The sequence below is a fragment of the Olivibacter sp. SDN3 genome (assembly GCF_014334135.1).
Taxonomy (GTDB): Bacteria; Bacteroidota; Bacteroidia; order Sphingobacteriales; family Sphingobacteriaceae; genus Olivibacter.
Map to the genome: position 1 here is coordinate 4086358 of NZ_CP060497.1, position 20031 is coordinate 4106388.

Below are 20031 nucleotides of genomic sequence, written 5' to 3' on the forward strand. Positions count from 1 at the left end.
GTATCTATTATCGACTTGTAATACAAAATCATAATAAATTTCGATATTTTTAATATTGTTTGTATATTGTTGATGATTTTTAAACAGAAGAGGGCGAGACCTAGTATTAATGAAAGTGTAAAGAAATGCAGAGTTTTAGAACTGAATTAGAGAATCCGGTTGTTGAGCAGGATATTATAGATCTCGAAAAGAAAATACATGCTTTTCGCGAAGGGACTATTCATGAGGAGAAATTTCGAAGCTTGAGGTTAGCCAGAGGAATATATGGCCAGCGACAGCCAGGTGTGCAGATGATACGTATAAAACTTCCTTTCGGTAAGGTGAGTTTTAAGCAGTTTTTACGTATAGCTGATATAGCCGATGAATACGGGAGTAGTAACATGCACTTAACTACTCGTCAGGATATACAGATTCATTATGTTAGTCTTGACCGTACACCGGAGTTGTGGGCTAAATTGGAGCAAGATGATATTACGATCCGGGAAGCATGTGGGAATACGGTAAGAAATGTAACTGCTTCTCCAACAGCGGGTATAGATCCAGAAGAACCTTTTGACGTCTCACCATATGCCCAGGCTGTATTCGAATATTTTTTAAGAAACCCTATCTGTCAGGAAATGGGTAGGAAGTTTAAAATAGCTTTTTCTTCTAGCAATAAAGATACTGCATTTAGCTATGTACATGACGTTGGTTTAATACCTAAGGTTAATGAAAACGGTGAACGAGGGTTCAAGGTATTAATTGGTGGAGGGCTTGGTGCACAGCCGATTCTTGCACACCCTATTTATGATTTTCTGCACGAAGACAAGATTATACCGTTTATTGAGGCTGTTATACGAGTTTTTGACCGTTATGGAGAACGTAATAATCGCAATAAAGCACGTATGAAATATCTGATTCAGAAGTTCGGATTAGATGAAGTTTTAAAGCTTATTGATGAAGAAAAAACTGCTGTTAAATCCAAATCATATATAATCGACAGGGATACCGTTAGTTTACCTGTAGTACCGATCGCAGCAGAACAGAAGGCCGGCCCAGATAATGAACTACATTATCAACAGTGGTTAGATACCAATGTATTTGAACAGAAGCAAAAGGGTTTTTACGGCGTTTATATAAAAGTGTTGGTTGGCGACATTAAAACAGATGTGGCGCGTAAATTTATATCGCTAATTAAACCCTTGGTGGCTGACGAGATTCGTATTACCCAAAATCAGGGTCTTCTACTAAAATTTGTTCCTGCGCAAAACTTACCTGCACTTTATAATGCATTACACAGCATTGGTTTTACACAACGTGGGTTTGATAGCCTAGCAGATGTTACGACCTGTCCAGGAACAGATACGTGTAATCTAGGGATTTCAAACAGTATGACTTTGGCTGCGGTGCTTGAAGACGTAATTTATAAAGAATACCCTGAATTTATATTTGAGAAAAATATTAAAATAAAGATAAGCGGTTGCATGAATTCCTGTGGTCAACATGGTTTAGCGGAGATAGGCTTTCATGGTAGTTCGTTGAAGGCTGCAGGAAAGGTAGTACCGGCTGTTCAGGTAATGCTGGGTGGAGGCACTGTTGGTGATGGTATTGGGCGAGTTGCCGAAAGGGTAATAAAAACTCCATCGAAGCGCGCTACAGATGTGCTAAGGACCTTGTTAAACGACTTTAAGCAAAACAGTATTGAAAATGAAGGTTTTCACCAATATTACGATAGAAAAAGTAAAGATTACTTTTATCAATTATTAAAGCCATTAGCAGATTTAAGTGCACTGAAAGAAGAAGAATTTGTAGATTGGGGACATGAAGAAACCTTTAAAACAGCTATTGGTGTTGGTGAATGTGCGGGAGTAGTAATTGATTTAGTTGCAACTCTTTTATATGAAGCAGACGAAAAATTGACATGGGCACAAACGGCATTGACGAAAGAATTGTGGTCTGATGCAATATACCATGCATATAACATGTTTATCAGCGGTGCCAAAGCAATGCTTTTAGACAAGGGAATAAATGGTAGCACACAATTTAACATCATCAGAGATTTTGATACGAATTATATTGAAAATGGTGAGTTTGAATTAAACCATAAAACCTTTGCAGATCTTATTTTGCAGGTAAATAAAAATGAGCCTAGCGTTTCTTTCGCAAAAGAATATGTGCGTGCGGCTGCTGAATTTTTACAACTAACTAAAGCTAAACGGGACGCCGTATTGCAATCATGAAATATCCATGTTTAAAATTTCATTTTCTACCACATAGAAGTATGTAAATTTTAGACATGCAGGCTCTATCCGACCGATGGATAAAAAAAAATTACGGATGAAAAGTAAAGGAAGAGAATATAGGGAGGCACGTATTACCTTATTGGGAGCGGGGCCAGGCGACCCTGAGTTGATAACTTTGAAGGGGCTCAAAGCATTGGAAAGTGCCGATGTTGTGCTTTATGATGCATTGATAGGAGATAAATTATTAGACTACGTTCCTGCACATGCTATTAAAGTATACGTTGGTAAGCGATCAGGCGATCATTCCTATTCGCAGGAAGTTGTAAATAGATTAATGATTGATTATGCGTTAAATTTTGGCCATGTAGTTCGGTTAAAAGGTGGTGACCCCTTTGTGTTTGGTAGAGGTTATGAGGAGCTTGAATTTGCTCGGCAACATGATGTGCCAGTAACCGTTATTCCTGGTATATCGAGTTCCATTGGCGTACCGGGATTACAACAAATACCTGTAACGCATAGAGGCCTAAGTGAAAGCTTTTGGGTGGTTACCGGGACAACGGCATCAGGAACCGTTTCTAAAGACATCTATATTGCAGCTCAATCTGAAGCAACTGTTATCGTATTGATGGGATTAAAAAAATTGTCGGAAATCGTAGCTATTTTTATGTCTGAAGGAAAACACCAGTTGCCGGTGGCGATTATTCAAAGTGGCTCTACGGACAATGAAAAAACGGTATGCGGCTGTGTTTCGGATATTGTAGAGAAGTCTAAAGAAGCGCAGATCGGTGCGCCGGCACTTCTAGTGTTTGGCGAGGTAGTTTCATTACATCCAGCTTTTAAGAAGGTTATTAAAAATTATGCCTCAGTTATTGGAGAAGGATGATAATATAATTCAGTTTAACAGTAAAAAAGAATTGGGAAATCAACTTTTTCCAATATTTGTTAAGTTGAATGAACTTACTACATTAGTAGTGGGAGGAGGAAATGTAGGGCTAGAAAAATTGGTGGCTCTGCTTGACAATAGCCATGTGGCAAAAATCAAATTGATAGCTGAAAGTATACGACCTGAAATATATGAGCTTGTTAAACAATATCCACAGCTAGAGTTAATTGAAAAATCATTTGATTCTGAAGATCTCATAGGAGTGCATTTAGTTCTTGCTGCTACTAATGACAATACTTTGAATGAGACTATAAGAGTGGCAGCGCATGAAAGAAATTTATTAATAAACGTTGCTGACAAACCTGACCTATGCGATTTTTACTTAGGAAGTATTGTCAAGAAAGGAGATTTGAAGATTGCAATTTCTACAAATGGTAAATCACCTACTATTGCTAAGCGGTTAAAACAGGTTTTAAAAGAGAGTATTCCAGAGGAAATTGACCATATCTTGCAGCAGATGAGTGCATTGAGATTGCGGCTTAAAGGGGATTTCGCATTTAAAGTTAAAAAGTTAAATGCAGTGACCGCGTCCTTAGTTGACGAACAAGACACATTTGCTATTCCCACAGAAAGTAAAAATGTAAGAGCTAAATTGAAATGGCTTTTATGGACCGCTATCGTGTTTTCTATAGCTGTAGGTGTATTTGTTTTTTGGCATAGGGAGCCCGATTTTCAACTGTTTTTGCAACAAGTAGATCCGTTATTTTATTATTTTCTTGCAGCAGGTTTTACCTTTGCTATGGTAGACGGGGCCATTGGCATGTCATACGGGGTGACGTCCTCTTCTTTTTCATTAGCGATGGGAATTCCCCCTGCACCTGCCAGTATGGGAATACATCTATCTGAAGTATTGAGCAACGGGATTGCAGGTTGGATGCACTATAAAATGGGTAACGTTAATTGGAAGCTATTCAAACTGTTGCTTATACCAGGGGTTGTTGGCGCTATAATTGGGGCTTACCTATTATCGTCACTGGAACATTATAGTGCTTATACACGACCTATTGTGGCTATATACACGAGTATTTTAGGGATAATTATTCTGTTAAAAGCCTTTAATATTAAACGAAGAAAAAAGCAGAAAAAAATTGAAAAGATAGGCACACTAGGCTTTTTTGGAGGTTTTATTGATGCGGCATTTGGTGGGGGATGGGGCTCTATTGTGTTGTCGAGTTTAATTGCAGGAGGAAGACACCCTTTATTTTCACTCGGTACGGTAAAAATAACCCGCTTTTTTATTGCGATTTTAAGTTCTATTACCTTTATATCCATGTTGGGTGGAGCCTATTGGGAAGCGGTATTGGGTTTAGTTATTGGGAGTTCCTTAGCTGCACCTATTGCGGCGAAAGTGTCTAATAGAATATCGGCAAAAACCATCATGGTTTTAGTCGGTATCATTGTTTTGATGGTAAGCTTAAGAAATGTCATCGTATTTATCATGAAAATTGTTTAGTGGTATGGATTTAACATTGTTGAGAAAAGAATTAGCGAATAAAGATATTATCGAGTCTTTGGTTTTCTTATCGGATAAATTTAAGGATGAGATCGTTTTTTCTACAAGTTTTGGTTTGGAAGATCAAGTGTTAACACATCTTATATTTTCCAACAATATACCGATTAAGGTATTTACTTTAGAAACAGGTCGGTTATTTCCTGAGACATATTATGTTTGGAATAGAACCCTGGAAATTTATAACAAGCCGATCTATGCATATTATCCGGATAGTTCTTCTCTTCAGGAAATGGTAAGTACTAAAGGCCCTAGTAGCTTTTATGAATCGGTTAGTAATAGAAAAGAGTGCTGTTACATAAGAAAAATTGAACCGCTGAAGAGAGCTCTTGAAGGTAATCAATGTTGGATTACAGGTATTCGTGCAGATCAATCAACGAATAGGCAACATATGGATAATTTGGAATGGGATGAGGGAAATAATATGATTAAATACCACCCTATTTTTGATTGGAGCTTAGCGGATGTAAAGTCTTTCATTCAGACTCATAACATTGTTTATAATACGTTGCATGATAAAGGTTTTCCAAGTATAGGATGTGCTCCTTGCACTAGGGCTGTTAGAGAAGGAGAGGATTTTAGGGCAGGACGTTGGTGGTGGGAGGATCAGTCGAAAAAAGAATGCGGTTTACATACCGTAGAATCATAATATACCTTATAAAATGAGTAAAAACACGTTAGATTATTTAGACCAGCTGGAAGCAGAGGCTATTCATATTCTGAGAGAGGTGGCCGGTCAGTTCGAAAAACCTGCACTTTTATTTTCAGGAGGAAAGGATTCCATCACTTTGGTACGGTTGGCAGAAAAAGCCTTTCGGCCAGGGAAGTTCCCTTTTCCTTTAGTACATATCGACACAGGTCATAATTTTGAAGAGACTATCAGTTACAGGGATCAGATGATTGAGCGAATTGATGAGAGGCTTATCGTTGGCTATGTGCAGGAATCAATAGATGAAGGTAAAGTTATAGAACAAAAAGGTAAGAATGCCAGTAGAAATGCATTACAAACAGTCACTCTTTTAGATACCATCGCTAAACATCAATTTGATGCGTGTATTGGTGGAGCTCGAAGAGATGAGGAGAAAGCTCGGGCTAAAGAACGTATTTTCTCGGTGAGAGATGAGTTTGGACAGTGGGATCCAAAGCGTCAGCGGCCAGAGTTATGGAATATATACAACGGGCGGATCCATAAAGGAGAGAATGTGCGCGTTTTTCCGATCAGTAATTGGACAGAGTTGGACGTGTGGAATTATATCAAGCGCGAAAATATATCATTACCTTCGATTTATTTTGCACATGAAAGGGAATGTATTACCAGAAATAACCAGTTAATGGCCGCTTCACCCTTTCTAAATATGGACGAAGACGATCTTATAGAAAGGAAAAAAGTTAGGTTTCGTACGGTGGGTGATATGACTTGTACTGCTGCTGTTGAATCTGAAGCCGTGCTTATTGACGATATTATTGCGGAAATCAGTCAGTCGAAAATTAGCGAGCGCGGCGCGAGAATGGATGATAAAGTTTCGGAAGCGGCTATGGAGGATCGAAAAAAAGGTGGTTATTTTTAATAAATGATCAGATTCTTCACGTGGGTAAATTAATGAATGACTAATTGGAATTGAATTGACAAAATGAATATTTTAAAATTTTTTACGGCAGGTAGTGTAGACGATGGAAAAAGTACACTTATTGGTAGGATGCTTTATGACACCGAATCGATCCTGGCAGATCAGTTGGAAGCATTACAGAATTCCAATCGTAAAAATGATGACGGAACTATAGATCTGGCTATACTCACCGATGGATTAAGGGCAGAAAGAGAGCAGGGCATTACTATCGATGTAGCGTACAAATATTTTCAAACAGAAAAGCGCAAATTTATAATTGCAGACACTCCCGGGCACATTCAATATACCAGAAATATGGTTACGGGAGCTTCAACAGCCGATTTAGCTATTGTATTGATAGACGCACGTAACGGAGTGGTTGAACAAACTGTACGACACTCGTATTTAGTTTCACTTCTGGGAATTAAACACTTAATTGTTTGTGTAAATAAAATGGATATGGTAGACTATAGTGAGGAGGTGTTTGGGTCTATCATTCAGAAATATAAAGCGTTAGCACATCAACTGAATTTGGAAGAAGTTACCTACATTCCTGTAAGCGCCTTGAAAGGCGATAATGTAGTGCAAACATCTGAACGTATGTTTTGGTATCGGGGAAAAAGTTTACTTCATTATTTGGAACAAGTAGATGTTACACCCACTTTGGATGTTGCCTACGCTAGATTGCCAGTGCAATGGGTCGTTCGGCCGCAAACTGATGATTTGCATGATTACCGTGGGTACGCTGGGAAGGTCGCTAGTGGAACTTTTAGATTAAATGATGAGGTAACTGTTTTACCGTCTGGCCAAACATCGGTAGTTAGTAAGATAGAGCAGTATAATCTGTCTCCTGAAGAGGCTTATGCCGGCCAGTCAATTGTCATGCATCTCAAGGATGATATTGATATTAGTCGAGGAGACGTTATTGTCAACAGTACGAACTTGCCCTATCAAAGCCAGATAATTGAAGCAGACCTTTGCTGGATGGATACACGTCCATTGGATTCATCAATTACCTATCTCATACAGCATAATAGTAAAATAACACGCTGTAAGATTCAAGAAATTGTCTATAACGTAGATATTAATACCTTGGAGAAACATAGTGCGGAGGAATTTAAACTCAATGATATAGGCAGGGTGAGGTTAAAGACTGCAGAAGCATTACCTTTTGATTTATATGACGATAATAGAACAAATGGTTCTGCAATCTTAGTTGATAGTAGAACCAATTTAACCGTTGGAGCGTTGATGTTTCGGGTCGCCTTTGATTATTAGATAAGGGAGAAAATTGTTATAAAACAATAAGGAGCTGTCTAAAAAGCCCTATTAATAGAAGATCCCCGATACTGAAAAAGTGTCGGGGATTTTTATTTTTTGTCCTAAAAAACAGTTATTTTTAGGTGCACCCAAACAATATGGCAAACATACTATTCAAAGCATTACCGTCCAACAGTCCGAGCCTGTTTCCGGAAGATATTTTTGCAAAGATCCCAGAGAACCACCCGGTACGTCTGGTAAATGCAGTGGTTGACAGACTGAACATCGACCACATCATAGGACAGTACAAAGGTGGCGGCACGAGCAGTTTCCATCCGCGTATGATGATCAAAGTGCTGTTCTATGCCTATCTGGGCAACATCTATTCGTGCCGCAGGATAGAAAAGGCCTTACAGGAGAATATCTATTTCATGTGGCTTTCGGGCCACAGTGCACCGGATTACCGAACGATCAACCACTTCCGTGGCAAAAGACTTAAAGGGCATATCCATTCCCTTTTTGCCGATGTTGTCCGTTTGCTTGCCGAACTGGGCTATGTAAGCCTAAAGGTCCAGTACATAGACGGTACAAAGATTGAATCGGCGGCAGGCCGTTACACTTTTGTATGGAAAGGTTCGGTGGAAAAGAACAAAGCAAAACTGGAAAATAAAATACAGTCGGTCCTCTCGGACATTGAATCACAGATAAAACAGGACCAATCGGAACTGGGCAGGGATGAAACACCCTGGAGTTGCTACCTTTAAAGCGAGACAGATTTAGACAGTAATTTTAAATTTGTAGAAATGCATAGAAAATTTGATGATTCGTTTAAGATAATGGCGGTCGATTTGAGCGTTGTTAAGGGATCTGTAGCCGATGTAGCTAAGGAATTAGACATAGACCCCAGTTTACTGAGTAAATGGCGTAGAAATCCACGTTATAATGGGAATAAGGTTTTACCTGACAATCCCAAGATCAGTCCGGAGGAGCAGGAGTTAAGGATTTTACGCAAGAAATTAAGAGATACAGAATTAGAACGCGATATCTTAAAAAAGGCCATAGCCATCTTCTCCAGGGGAGACGGTCCATATACCGGTTCATAAAGGAGAACCGAGAAGTATATTCCGTAGAGAAGATGTGCGAAGTATTGAACGTTAGCAGCAGTTGTTTTTACCGTTGGCTGGTTTGGCCCGAATCCCCCAGGGAACAACGCAGTAAAGCACTTGTGGATAAAATACAGCAGGTACACAGTGACAGTAAGTATATCTATGGCAGCCCACGGATAACCGCAGAGCTGCACAAAAAGGTGAAATGGTATCAAGAAGCTACGTAGCAAGATTGATGAAGAAACATGGGATACGAAGTAAGGTTAAGAAAAAATATAGGGTGACCACAGATTCGAGCCATAGTTATAGGATAGCTGAAAATCTCCTCCAAAGAGATTTTTCAGCGGATTCCCTATCGCAAAAATGGGTTAGCGACATTACTTACATCCATACCGGCAAAGGGTGGCTTTATCTAACAACGGTTATCGATCTGGCGGACAGAAAAGTCATTGGATGGTCTTTAAGCACCGATATGACGACTAAAAACACTTCTGTACAAGCCATCAAAATGGCTATTAGAAACCGAGGTATCAAAGATGGTCTTATCTTCCATTCGGATAGAGGGATCCAATATGCCTGCGATGAATTCAGGAGGGTAATTGTAAAAAACAAGATACTTCAAAGCATGAGTAGGAAGGCCAATTGCTGGGACAATGCAGTAGCTGAGAGCTTTTTCAAGACACTAAAGGCTGAAATGATCTACCATAGAAAATTCATCGATCAGCAATCGGCTAAATTGGAGATCTTTGGATATATTGAAGGTTTTTATAATACCAAAAGAACACATTCTGCCCTGGGATATAAAACCCCTAAGCAGATCGAAGAGATGCTATTGGAAAAAGAGAAAATGGCAGCATAAAAAAGTCTCCTATTTTAAGTTGCAATTCCACCCAAACCTATTAAGAGCAATGAGCTCAGGGACAGACTTTCTTTACTGAACGAAAAGCTCAAAGCAACAGCAAAACCTACCCAAAAACAGCTTAAAAAGCTGCGGGAAGAACATCTTCCAAGGCTGGAAAAGTACGAAAAGCAATTGGCTACACTGGGGGAAAGGAACAGTTACAGCAAAACCGATGAAGATGCCACCTTCATGCGGCTGAAAGATGACCACATGCAGAACGGGCAGCTCAAACCGGCCTACAACACGCAGATCAGTACGGAAGAACAGTTCATCACCCACTACAGTATCCACCAGACAAGCACCGATACCACCACATTGGAAGACCATCTTGATAGCTTCGAAGATCAATATAACAGGCAGAGCGATGTGGTGGTGGCCGATGCCGGTTACGGAAGTGAAGAGAACTATGAAATGCTGGAATCAAAGAACATAGAAGGTTAAGTGAAATATAATTACTTCCACAAAGAGCAGAAACGCAACCAGAGGAACAATCCTTTTCTATTACAGAACCTGTATTATCATAAAGAGCAGGACTTCTATGTGTGCCCGATGGGACAGAAGATGGAGTTTGCCGGTAAGGGAATACGCAAAAGCACCAATGGATATAGTTCCCGGGTGAGCTATTACAGGGCCGAACGCTGTGAAGGCTGCCCGCTTCGGGGGCAGTGCCATAAAGCGCAGGGAAACAGGATCATCGAAGTCAACCACCGGTTGAACGAACTGAAGACCAGGGCACGCGAACGTCTAACATCGGAAACAGGAAAGTACCACCGGAGTAAACGCCCCATAGAAGTGGAGGCGGTCTTCGGACAGATGAAAAGCAACAACAGATTCAACAGGTTAACCATGAGGGGGCTTGAAAAGGTCGATATTGAGTTCGCCCTGATGTGTATAGGGCATAACCTGAGAAAATGGTCGAAAAAGCTCCTGAAAACAACTTCGTCAGGCCCAAACAACGAACCTAAATACAATAATCCCCTTATTTATGACCCCAAATGGATAAACTACTGCTATCAACCATTGGTCGCATAGAGTAACATCCTAAAACCGATAGACTCTACAGGTAGATACAAAACGAAAGAAGGCGCCCTTTTTAGACGCCTTCTTATTGTTTTTAGCTATCTATAGAAAAAGTCTATATTCTGAAGCCTAATCCAACCGTCCAAACTCTGTTTGTTTGTTTTATATCGGTTCCGTCAAAGCGAGTAGCTAAATTGGTTAAACCTAAGCCATAACCGCCATGAATCATTAATCCATTCCTGAACTCAAAGCCGCCGATGAAATTTAAACCAAAATCAGTTGACTTTAAGGCACCATCTCCACCAAACTCAAAATCGGGTATATCTGTTTCAACAGAACCACCATTATTAGACTCCCATTTATTTTTGCCTGATATTCCAAAAGCGATATAAGGACCTGCCCCTAAAAAGAAGCTGCCAGCATCTGCGGTTGGAAATTTAGCGACAAAGTTGACGGGAACTTCTATCCACATGGTATTTTGAGTATAGTTGCCGAGTTGATTTTCTGATAACTTAGCACCTTTTCCTTGCAAGGATACGCCAGGTTGGATATAAAACCAGTCTGTTGCTATTGGAGCATCTAGAAATGCTGTTACATGAAAATTAGTAGTTGAGCCTGTAGAGGAGATATTTTCTCCATTGCTCGAAAAGTTGTATTTAGGAAAATTAACTCCCGCTTTTAAACCAAATCCCATTTCTTGTTGGGCAAATGTTGCACTACTAGTTAATAATACTGCTATTAAAGATAATAATAATTTTTTCATGGTTTTATTTTTTATTTATTTGTTATATCTACAATATATGCAATTGATGCGCCAAAAGTTGTAACCGATTAATAAACAGGTTTTTATGTTGACGGTTTTAGAGAAAGGGATGTACTTATTTTAAGACAGTACACATGAAATGGTCTGTTTAGAACAACGAGAGTTGGTTTTTCAATGGTTTATTGGTGTAAAAATTGGAAATGGCAACTCCTAAAAGCCGTATACTTTTGCCGTTTATGGGTGCTGCATGTAGGAGGTCAATGGCGTACTTTTCTATCTGTTCTATACTGGACAGCGGAGCAATATGCGTGTAATTGCGTGTGATCTGTTTGAAGTCGCTGAATTTTATTTTAACAGTTATCGTATTCCCTTTTAAGCTTTTAGAAAGCAGTCTGTCATAAACTTTCCGCACTATGATTTTTAATTCGTCAATAATTTCGCTTATGAGAAACAAGTCTGTATTAAAGGTATCTTCGGCTCCAACAGATTTTACTTTTCTAAACGGACGAACTGGTCTATTATCGATACCTCTGACAATATCAAAGTAAAAATTTCCTGATTTGCCGAAATGTTTAACTAAATCGTATTTAGTGAGGTGCTTTAAATCAGCACCAGTATAAATACCCAATTTATTCATCTTTTGTGCAGTAACCTTTCCAACACCGTGAAACTTTTGGACAGGTAGATTTTCGATAAAGTTTTCAATTTTCGATGGACCTATAAAGGTCAACCCATTAGGTTTATTCAGGTCGGACGCTACTTTTGCAATGAACTTACAAGTAGAAATACCAGCAGATGCTGTGAGGTTCAGTTCATCGTTGATAGCTTCTTTTATCTGTTTAGCTATTTCGATCGCAGAACATATCCCTAGTTTATCTTGGGAAACATCTAAATATGCTTCATCTAACGACATCGGTTCAATAAAATCTGTGTACCGTTTAAATATATCGCGTATTTGTTTAGAAACTTGCTTATACACTTCAAACCTCGGTTTAACAAAAATTAATTGAGGGCAAAGGGCTAATGCCTTGCGGGAAGACATGGCAGAACGTATGCCGAACCTACGTGCTTCATAACTTGCTGTTGCAACCACACCGCGTTGATCAGGTAAACCACCTACTACAATTGGTTTATCTTTATATAATGGATTATCTCGTTGTTCTATGGAAGCATAAAAGGCATCCATGTCTATATGAATAATCTTTCGAGGTTCCATCAAGGTACTTTTAAAATTGCATTAGTAGATTGTCGATACTAATGTTGTGTTAACTTATATTTTTAATAGCGATAATGCTAAGCTTTCCAGCTCGTCAAGGTCAAACGGTTTTTTAAGATAATTATCAGCACCGGCTTCTTCTGCTAACGCAGGGAGATTGCTATTTGCTGAAAACAGAATTACAGGAATTTCTTTTAAATGTAATGTCGCCTTTAAAGCTTGGGTAGCCTTCACACCGCCTAATCCGGGAATCCAGTTATCTATCAAAATAATATCAGGACTTGCTTTTTCGACCTGCTCTATAATATTATTGCTGTGGGGAGATGATGCTACCTCAAAATCGAGGTTCTCAAAAACTACCGAACAGAAATAAAGTATATCTTCATCGTCGTCTAATATCAGTATCTTGTTTGGCATAACCTGTAATCTTAAAAACGTTTATTTTATCTATAAAGTAAGCTGAATAAATTATTATGAAACACCGAAAGCTAATTTATACAAAAAAAATGTGTTTGGCCTTATGCTATGTAATTTTTTTAAACTAACTATTAATTTATTTTAATTTTAGCGATTTGTCTAGTAATAGCATGAACCGCAGTTGTTTTGAATTTTAGGAATTTGTCAAAGATATTGCCGTATTACTTGTTCTAAATGAGATTTCTGCACAACACCATTCTGTCGCCATTTTATTTGACCCTCTCTAAAAAGTATAAACGTTGGAACTCCCTGAATCCTGAAAGCCGAAGAAATTCTCGGGTTTTTGTCTACATCTACCTTCAGAATGATAATTTTTTCTCCTACGGAAGACTTTACTTCTTTCATAACCGGAGTCATGGCTGTGCAGGGGGCGCACCATTCCGCATAAAAGTCAACTAATACAGGTGTTTGGCCGTTAATCAAATCCGAGAATTTTGACATAGTTATCCTCCCAATTATCTATTTAGTAAAAATATAGCTTTACCTACCGTATGAACGTAAAATTTTATACGATTACTCGTGGTTTATTATGTTATAGCGTTACATTGAAACTTCTGAACCAATCTTCCTAATTGTCGAGATCTAAATGTTCGTTCAGAACTCTAAAAAATAACGACAACTAACTTTCATTAATGCTTTTAAATTTGTGGAGTCGGAGGGATTCGAACCCTCGTCCAAACATGGTACTGTTTATGCTTTCTACATGCTTAGCTTCCGTTTAATTGTCGGGAAATAGAAGGTCGGCTGCTTACCTGTACTGTTTTCCGTAGACGTTTTATTTCATTGATTCATCACGTCTCTGAACCAACTAGCTTCGTTAATCGATGCTCCTGACGCTATATTACGAAGCAGAATACAGCGGAACAAAAGCTATGCTAATTCTAAATTAGGCAGCTAAGGCGTAGTTATTTTCGCCATTTAAAAAGTTGAAAGTTCAGATTAAAGTGCTAGACTAACAATGCACTGCATGCTTACATAACCGTCTCCATCCTGTCAATTCCGGTCGACCCCATTGATTACGCAAAATACAAATATACGCATTTTTTATTGAAATAATGTGTTCATGTTGCTTTTGGTGTGGAATATTATTTTATTCCGGACTTGGAATTTACTCCGGTAGTAAATGAAAGGCTTCATTAAAAAGTCGGGCATGTGTCATCTCATTGGGTTAGCGGTTTACATTGCTGTTTAAAAAGCCAAAATCTATCGAGTCCGATAGATACTGGCTTTTTATAGGAAAAATGCAGCTTTATATATTAGCTTGTTCTACCTGGATATGTTTCCAATCCCTTTTGAATACATATCAAAGCTTGTTTTAGATCTTCCTGACACAATACATAGGCCAGTCTCACCTGATCCAGGCCTTCACCACTTGTACTGTAAAAACCAGTCGCAGGGGCCATCATGACCGTTTTGTTTTCGTAAGCGAACGCTTCCAACATCCATTGGCAAAAATTATCGGCATCATCGATTGGTAGTTTCGCCACAACGTAAAATGCTCCTCTTGGTGTGGGGCAATTTACGCCTGGGATGTTGTTTAATCCTGCAACCAGTAAATCACGCCTTTTTGAATATTCTGTAATAACGTTGTTGAAATAGCGTTTAGGTGTATCAATAGCAGCTTCTGCTGCAATCTGTGCAATAGCTGGTGGGCTTAATCTGGCTTGAGCAAATTTAAGAGAAGCTTCCAAAATTCTTTCATTTTTGGTTATTAAACAACCTAATCGTGCACCGCACGCACTATATCTTTTAGATACCGTGTCGAATACTATGACATTTTCGTCTATTCCGTCTAAATGCATCGGCGATATAAACTTGTTACCATCGTAGCAGAATTCCCGATATGCCTCGTCGGAAAATAAATAGAGATCATGCTTTAAACAAAGCTCCTTTAACGCTTCCATTTCTTGCCGGGAGTAAAGGTAACCCGTAGGATTATTTGGATTGCATATGGCTATCGCTTTAGTTTTAGCATTGATTAATGTTTCGAAGGCGTCAATTTTCGGTAAGGCAAAACCATCGTTAATAGTAGATAATATAGGTTTTATTTTAATATCGGCCATGCAGGCAAAACCGTTGTAATTGGCGTAGAAGGGCTCGGGTATTATAATTTCATCCCCTGGATTGAGACAAGTCTGCATGGCAATTGTTATTGCTTCGGACCCGCCATTGGTAACTATTATGTTTGAAGGGATGATATTATAATCTATATTATTATAATAGGTGGCGAGCTTTTCCCGATAGCTTGGAGTACCTTCGGACGGAGTATAAGCCCATACTTTAAAGTCGATGTTTCTTACAGCATCTAACATAATTTCGGGCGTGGCGATATCTGGTTGACCAATATTTAGATGAAATACTTTTTTTCCATCTTTTTTTGCCTGCTCGGCGTAATGAGCTAGTTTTCTGATTGGGGAGGCAGGCATTCGCTTGCCTTTAATTGAAATGCTTGGCATATAAAATTATTGAATTTGGCTACAAACTTAGATAAACTTGATTTGATATGCAATTCTATAAGAAATAGCATTTTTTTGGTGACAATCCGACGTTTTAACATGCTAGAGTGTTAAAAGTTATAGCGGAAGATCAAAGAGCACACAGCAAAAAAAGGCCATATACCAGATGACCTTTTTGTTCAAATTATAGTAAAAATATTATTTCACAACTTCTCCTTTGATGTATAGTGATTTAAGAGGTGTTTTCGCATTTGAGCGTATCGTTACAGATTTGCTAAATGGTGCAGCCTGAGCAGCATTAAATGTGACGTTTATCGAGCCGGCCTCACCCGGTTTTACCGGAGCATTTGTGTATTTTGGTACGGTGCATCCACAAGATGATTCTACTTTAGAGATGATCAATGGCTCTGTACCAACATTCGTAAATTTAAATTCATAGGAAACTGGTTTGCCTTGCGGAATTTTTCCAAAATCGTACGTTTCTTTTTCAAATTTAAATTCAGCATTTCCATCTGCTTTTAGGGCTGTGAACGTTGCAAAAGCAACTAGTAGCGCAAAAATCGATAATACTTTTCTCATTGTTAACTGTCAATTTAATGTATGTTATGGCATTCAATACCTAAACTGGCACAAAGTTACCAATAAAAGGCAATTATAATGCCAATATATCGGTAATTTATTTGTTTCCATTAAAGGTGTAGTAATTTCATATCGCGTTATCATGATGTTTTTTTCTGACTGACAATTAATTAGGGGTAAAGATGAGAAAGGTAGGTGCGGGAAAATTTTGTTTGTTGTTTGCTTCCTATTTTGAAATAGCTTTACGGTTGCAATGGCCAATGCAGAATTTTATATAATTTTTTATTACTTTTGGATTTTAAGCTTAATACTGTCACATGTCTGATACTAACTTGAAACATACCGATCCCATTGATGCATCTAAGTTGAGTTTTGATGATTTTAAGGCGATGGTGCTGAACGATTATCGCATTGTACGCGAGAGTAGGGAGGCTAGTGTAATAGGTAGAAAGGAAGCACTAACAGGTAAGGCTAAATTTGGAATATTCGGTGATGGGAAAGAAGTGGCTCAGATAGCAATGGCGAAAGTGTTTAGGAAGGGGGATTGGAGATCTGGCTATTATAGAGACCAGACATTTGCTTTTGCAACGGGCATTTCTAATGTATATGAATTTTTCTCTCAGATGTATGCCCATCCGGATATTGAAGCCGAACCCGCATCTGGTGGAAGAATGATGAACGGACACTTTGCCACTAGGGAATTGAATGATGATGGAAGTTGGGTAAATCAAATGGAACTAAAAAATTCATCTGCAGATATTTCGACTACAGGTGGGCAAATTCCACGTTTGTTAGGACTTGCACAGGCATCAAAAGTCTATCGTAAAAATAGCGATCTGGATTATTTAACACACTTTTCTAATAAAGGTAATGAAGTAGCTTTTGGTACCATAGGTAATGCTTCTACCTCGGAAGGGGTTTTTTTTGAAGCTTTTAATGCAGCTGGTGTATTACAAGTGCCGATGGCAATTTCTGTTTGGGATGATGGTTACGGAATTTCGGTACCTTCTAAATACCAAACGACGAAGGAAGATATATCAGAGGTGTTGCGCGGTTTTCAACGGGATGAAAAGGGGGATGGTTACGAAATTTTCAAAGTTAGGGGATGGGATTATCCTGGTCTTTGCGAAACATATGAGCAAGCTATACAAGTATGTAGAGAAGAGCATGTTCCTGTATTCATTCATGTCACAGAAATGACGCAGCCGCAGGGACATTCTACTTCCGGCTCACATGAGCGGTATAAATCAAAAGAACGTTTAGCTTGGGAAGCAGAATATGATTGTGTTGTTCAAATGCGTAAGTGGATATTAGAGTCCGCTATTGCTGACGAAGATCAGTTACTTGCAATAGAAGCTAAAGCAAAGGTTTTTGTAAAAGGGGAGCAGAAAAGAGCTTGGCGTGATTACGTTGAGGCCTTTAATAGGGAGAGTAAAGAAGCTGTAGAATTACTTCGTGCAATTGATCATGACGATGCAAAAAAGTTGGCTACAGAATTAGAAACTATTAAGGAGCCGAGTTTAAAGAATATATATAGTATTGTCCGTAAAGGAGTTCGAAAATTAAGATTTTATCTTAGCGATGAGAAAAGCCTTCTTCTACAATGGTATAAAGCAAAAAAGGTAATCAACTATGAACGATATAACTCAATGTTGTTTACAAATTCCGCGGAATCTCCTTCATTGGTTAAAGAAGTGCCCGTTCACTATGATAGTGACGCAAGGTTAGTTGATGGGCGAGAGGTCTTAAATGCGTGTTTCTCCGCTAATTTTGAGCGTGAGCCAAGGCTGTTGGCGTTTGGAGAAGATGTAGGCGCTATTGGAGATGTAAACCAAGGTTTTGCGGGATTACAGGCTAAATTTGGTGAACACAGGATTTTTGATACCGGTATTCGAGAATCTGCTATCATTGGCCAAGGCGTCGGAATGGCTTTGAGAGGATTAAAGCCCATTGCCGAAATTCAGTATTTGGATTACCTTTTGTATGGATTAACAGTTTTGAGTGACGACTTGGCATGCTTGAGTTACCGAACAAAAGGAGGGCAGAAAGCACCATTAATTGTGAGAACTAGAGGGCATCGTTTAGAAGGTATCTGGCATTCTGGTTCTCCTATGGCTATGATTCTTGGTTCCTTGCGTGGAATGCACATCTGTGTTCCGCGAAATATGACGCAAGCGGCAGGAATGTATAACACCCTTATAAGATCTGATGAGCCGGCTTTGATAATTGAATGCTTAAATGGTTACCGTTTAAAGGAACGCATGCCTTCTAATGTGGGAGAATTTACAGTGTCATTAGGTAAAGCCGAAATATTGAGGGAAGGGAGCGATATTACGGTGGTTTCTTATGGTTCCACATTAAGGTTAGTACAAGAGGCGGCGCTGGAGCTGGAACAACTCGGTGTTTTTATTGAGATTATTGACGCTCAAACGTTACAGCCTTTCGATGAGGGACATATCTGTGCGGCATCTCTGAATAAAACGAATAAATTGTTGGTTGTAGATGAAGATGTTCCTGGTGGAGCATCAGCGTTTATTCTTCAGCATATATTAGAGGAGCAAGGAGGATATTTTAGCTTAGATGGTCAACCAAAGACGTTATCAGCAAAGGCCCACCGACCACCTTACGGCTCCGATGGTGATTATTTCACTAAACCTTCGGTTGATGATATTATCGAAATCACTTATAAAATGATGCACGAGTTTAACCCGATAAAATTTCCAGCATTATACTGACATAAAAAATTATAGAAGAGGCTAAGCAATTTGTAAAATAATGCTTAGCCTATATAGGAAAAATGCGCTTCTTACATGATTGGAATAATTGCAAATTGGTTATTTTGATTCGCGACTAACACTTAAATTCCGGAGATAGTGGTCTGTAATAACTAAGGCTGCCATTGCCTCGACAATTGCTACGGCCCTTGGGACTACACAGGGATCATGACGACCTTTACCTGCTATTTGGGTTTCTTGACCTTTAATATCGACAGTGCTTTGTGCTCTCATAATAGTAGCTACAGGTTTAAAAGCTACGCGGAAATTAATATCCATACCATTAGAAATACCGCCTTGTATACCCCCTGAAAAATTTGTACGTGTTTTGATGGTTTTATCGTCTTTATCTTCACTTACAAAAATGTCGTTATGTTCAGATCCACGCATTTTTGCCCCTGAAAACCCGGATCCATATTCAAAGCCGTGTACTGCATTAATGCTTAGCATGGCTTTTCCTAGATCAGCATGCAATCGATCAAATACCGGTTCTCCCAAACCAACAGGTATTCCCTTAATGATGGCGCTAACGATTCCGCCTACGGTGTCTCCCTCTTTTCTGATAGACTCAATAAAAGCAATCATCTGGTTTGCGGTGGCAGGGTCTGCACAACGTACAATGTTTTTTTCTCTGATAGCTAATAATTGTTCAATAGGAGCTTCTCCTAAATTTGGCGCTTGGATGTTACCTACAGCTGATACATGAGCAAACAATTCGATGCCAAGTTTTTTTAAATAACTTTTTGCTATAGCACCAGCGGCTACTCGAGCGGCAGTTTCTCTCGCAGATGAGCGCCCCCCCCCTCGATAATCCCGAATACCATATTTCACTTGATAGGTATAGTCGGCATGAGAGGGTCTATACTTATCTTGTATATGGGAGTAGTCTTTAGACCGCTGATCTTCATTTGGAATAAGCATCGCCAGTGGCGTACCAGTTGTTTTTCCCTCGAATACCCCGGAGAGGATTTGCACAGTATCGCTTTCTCTACGTTGTGTGGTTATTTTTGATTGCCCAGGTTTGCGCTTATCAAGCTCAGATTGAATAAAATCGATGTCAATATCGATATTTGGTGGACATCCGTCAATAATTACACCAATGGCTTTTCCGTGAGATTCGCCAAAAGTTGTAATCCGGAAAGTTTGTCCAAATGAATTTCCTGCCATTTCTTTTTTATAATTTACTAAATAATAAAA

Annotated in this window: 19 protein-coding genes, 1 other RNA gene and 1 pseudogene; 13 read left to right on the plus strand and 8 right to left on the minus strand. The window is 39.0% G+C overall.

What is annotated here, in order from left to right:
* The first annotated feature begins 125 nt into the window (after positions 1-125).
* The 12 genes and pseudogenes from H8S90_RS16975 to H8S90_RS25945 all read left to right on the plus strand — a co-directional run bounded on the left by H8S90_RS16975 (position 126) and on the right by H8S90_RS25945 (position 10581).
* Positions 126-2219, plus strand: coding sequence for a HEPN domain-containing protein (locus H8S90_RS16975; protein ID WP_187339046.1), 2094 nt, complete (start codon positions 126-128; stop codon positions 2217-2219).
* Positions 2220-2316: 97 nt separating this feature from the next.
* Complete coding sequence (gene cobA / locus H8S90_RS16980; protein ID WP_187339047.1) at positions 2317-3105, plus strand: uroporphyrinogen-III C-methyltransferase; 789 nt, start codon at positions 2317-2319, stop codon at positions 3103-3105.
* Positions 3080-4618 (plus strand): TSUP family transporter, encoded by a 1539-nt coding sequence (locus tag H8S90_RS16985; RefSeq protein ID WP_187339048.1) that lies wholly within the window; start codon positions 3080-3082, stop codon positions 4616-4618. Before cobA ends, H8S90_RS16985 begins: the two co-directional genes overlap by 26 nt.
* A gap of 4 nt (positions 4619-4622) precedes the next feature.
* Positions 4623-5324 carry a phosphoadenylyl-sulfate reductase gene (locus tag H8S90_RS16990; protein WP_187339049.1) on the plus strand — a complete coding sequence of 234 codons (702 nt, stop codon included), beginning with the start codon at positions 4623-4625 and terminating at the stop codon, positions 5322-5324.
* A 13-nt stretch (positions 5325-5337) separates the two neighbouring features.
* Positions 5338-6243: a sulfate adenylyltransferase subunit CysD gene (gene cysD / locus H8S90_RS16995; protein ID WP_187339050.1), complete on the plus strand. Its 906-nt coding sequence runs from the start codon at positions 5338-5340 to the stop codon at positions 6241-6243.
* A 63-nt stretch (positions 6244-6306) separates the two neighbouring features.
* Positions 6307-7560, plus strand: a complete 1254-nt coding sequence (locus H8S90_RS17000; RefSeq protein WP_187339051.1) for a sulfate adenylyltransferase subunit 1 — start codon at positions 6307-6309, stop codon at positions 7558-7560.
* Positions 7561-7700: 140 nt separating this feature from the next.
* Positions 7701-8288: pseudogene (locus tag H8S90_RS17005) on the plus strand (transposase); the annotation flags it as partial.
* Positions 8289-8345: 57 nt separating this feature from the next.
* Positions 8346-8645 carry a transposase gene (locus H8S90_RS17010; RefSeq protein ID WP_187339052.1) on the plus strand — a complete coding sequence of 100 codons (300 nt, stop codon included), beginning with the start codon at positions 8346-8348 and terminating at the stop codon, positions 8643-8645.
* Between the two features lie 32 nt (positions 8646-8677).
* Positions 8678-8875, plus strand: a complete 198-nt coding sequence (locus H8S90_RS17015; RefSeq protein ID WP_187339053.1) for a transposase — start codon at positions 8678-8680, stop codon at positions 8873-8875.
* Positions 8854-9507 carry an IS3 family transposase gene (locus H8S90_RS17020; protein WP_187339054.1) on the plus strand — a complete coding sequence of 218 codons (654 nt, stop codon included), beginning with the start codon at positions 8854-8856 and terminating at the stop codon, positions 9505-9507. Before H8S90_RS17015 ends, H8S90_RS17020 begins: the two co-directional genes overlap by 22 nt.
* 174 nt (positions 9508-9681) lie before the next feature.
* Positions 9682-9990: a transposase gene (locus H8S90_RS25940; RefSeq protein ID WP_222852119.1), complete on the plus strand. Its 309-nt coding sequence runs from the start codon at positions 9682-9684 to the stop codon at positions 9988-9990.
* The gene (locus H8S90_RS25945; RefSeq protein ID WP_222852120.1) at positions 9991-10581 is read left to right on the plus strand and encodes a transposase; all 591 of its coding nucleotides are present in this window, start codon (positions 9991-9993) and stop codon (positions 10579-10581) included.
* Positions 10582-10684: 103 nt separating this feature from the next.
* Here H8S90_RS25945 and H8S90_RS17030 read toward each other — a convergent pair whose 3' ends face one another.
* The 7 genes from H8S90_RS17030 to H8S90_RS17060 form a co-directional block, all read right to left on the minus strand.
* Complete coding sequence (locus H8S90_RS17030; protein WP_187339055.1) at positions 10685-11332, minus strand: porin family protein; 648 nt, start codon at positions 11330-11332, stop codon at positions 10685-10687.
* 148 nt (positions 11333-11480) lie between these two features.
* A complete protein-coding gene (dinB, locus tag H8S90_RS17035) occupies positions 11481-12548 on the minus strand; it encodes a DNA polymerase IV (RefSeq protein WP_187339056.1) in 1068 nt (355 codons plus the stop codon).
* Positions 12549-12602: 54 nt separating this feature from the next.
* Complete coding sequence (locus H8S90_RS17040; RefSeq protein ID WP_187339057.1) at positions 12603-12965, minus strand: PleD family two-component system response regulator; 363 nt, start codon at positions 12963-12965, stop codon at positions 12603-12605.
* A 204-nt stretch (positions 12966-13169) separates the two neighbouring features.
* Positions 13170-13466 (minus strand): thioredoxin, encoded by a 297-nt coding sequence (gene trxA / locus H8S90_RS17045; RefSeq protein ID WP_187339058.1) that lies wholly within the window; start codon positions 13464-13466, stop codon positions 13170-13172.
* Positions 13467-13669: 203 nt separating this feature from the next.
* Positions 13670-14036, minus strand: a transfer-messenger RNA (tmRNA) gene (gene ssrA / locus H8S90_RS17050).
* A 245-nt stretch (positions 14037-14281) separates the two neighbouring features.
* On the minus strand, positions 14282-15481 hold the full coding sequence (locus tag H8S90_RS17055) for a pyridoxal phosphate-dependent aminotransferase (RefSeq protein WP_187339059.1): 1200 nt from the start codon (positions 15479-15481) through the stop codon (positions 14282-14284).
* Positions 15482-15679: 198 nt separating this feature from the next.
* Positions 15680-16060, minus strand: coding sequence for a DUF1573 domain-containing protein (locus H8S90_RS17060; protein ID WP_187339060.1), 381 nt, complete (start codon positions 16058-16060; stop codon positions 15680-15682).
* 317 nt (positions 16061-16377) lie between these two features.
* Here H8S90_RS17060 and H8S90_RS17065 point away from each other — a divergent pair, with 317 nt between their 5' ends.
* Positions 16378-18795, plus strand: a complete 2418-nt coding sequence (locus tag H8S90_RS17065) for a thiamine pyrophosphate-dependent enzyme (protein ID WP_187339061.1) — start codon at positions 16378-16380, stop codon at positions 18793-18795.
* Positions 18796-18894: 99 nt separating this feature from the next.
* On the opposite strand, the gene aroC is transcribed toward H8S90_RS17065, so the two are convergent.
* The gene (aroC, locus tag H8S90_RS17070) at positions 18895-20001 is read right to left on the minus strand and encodes a chorismate synthase (protein WP_187339062.1); all 1107 of its coding nucleotides are present in this window, start codon (positions 19999-20001) and stop codon (positions 18895-18897) included.
* Positions 20002-20031: the final 30 nt, after the last annotated feature.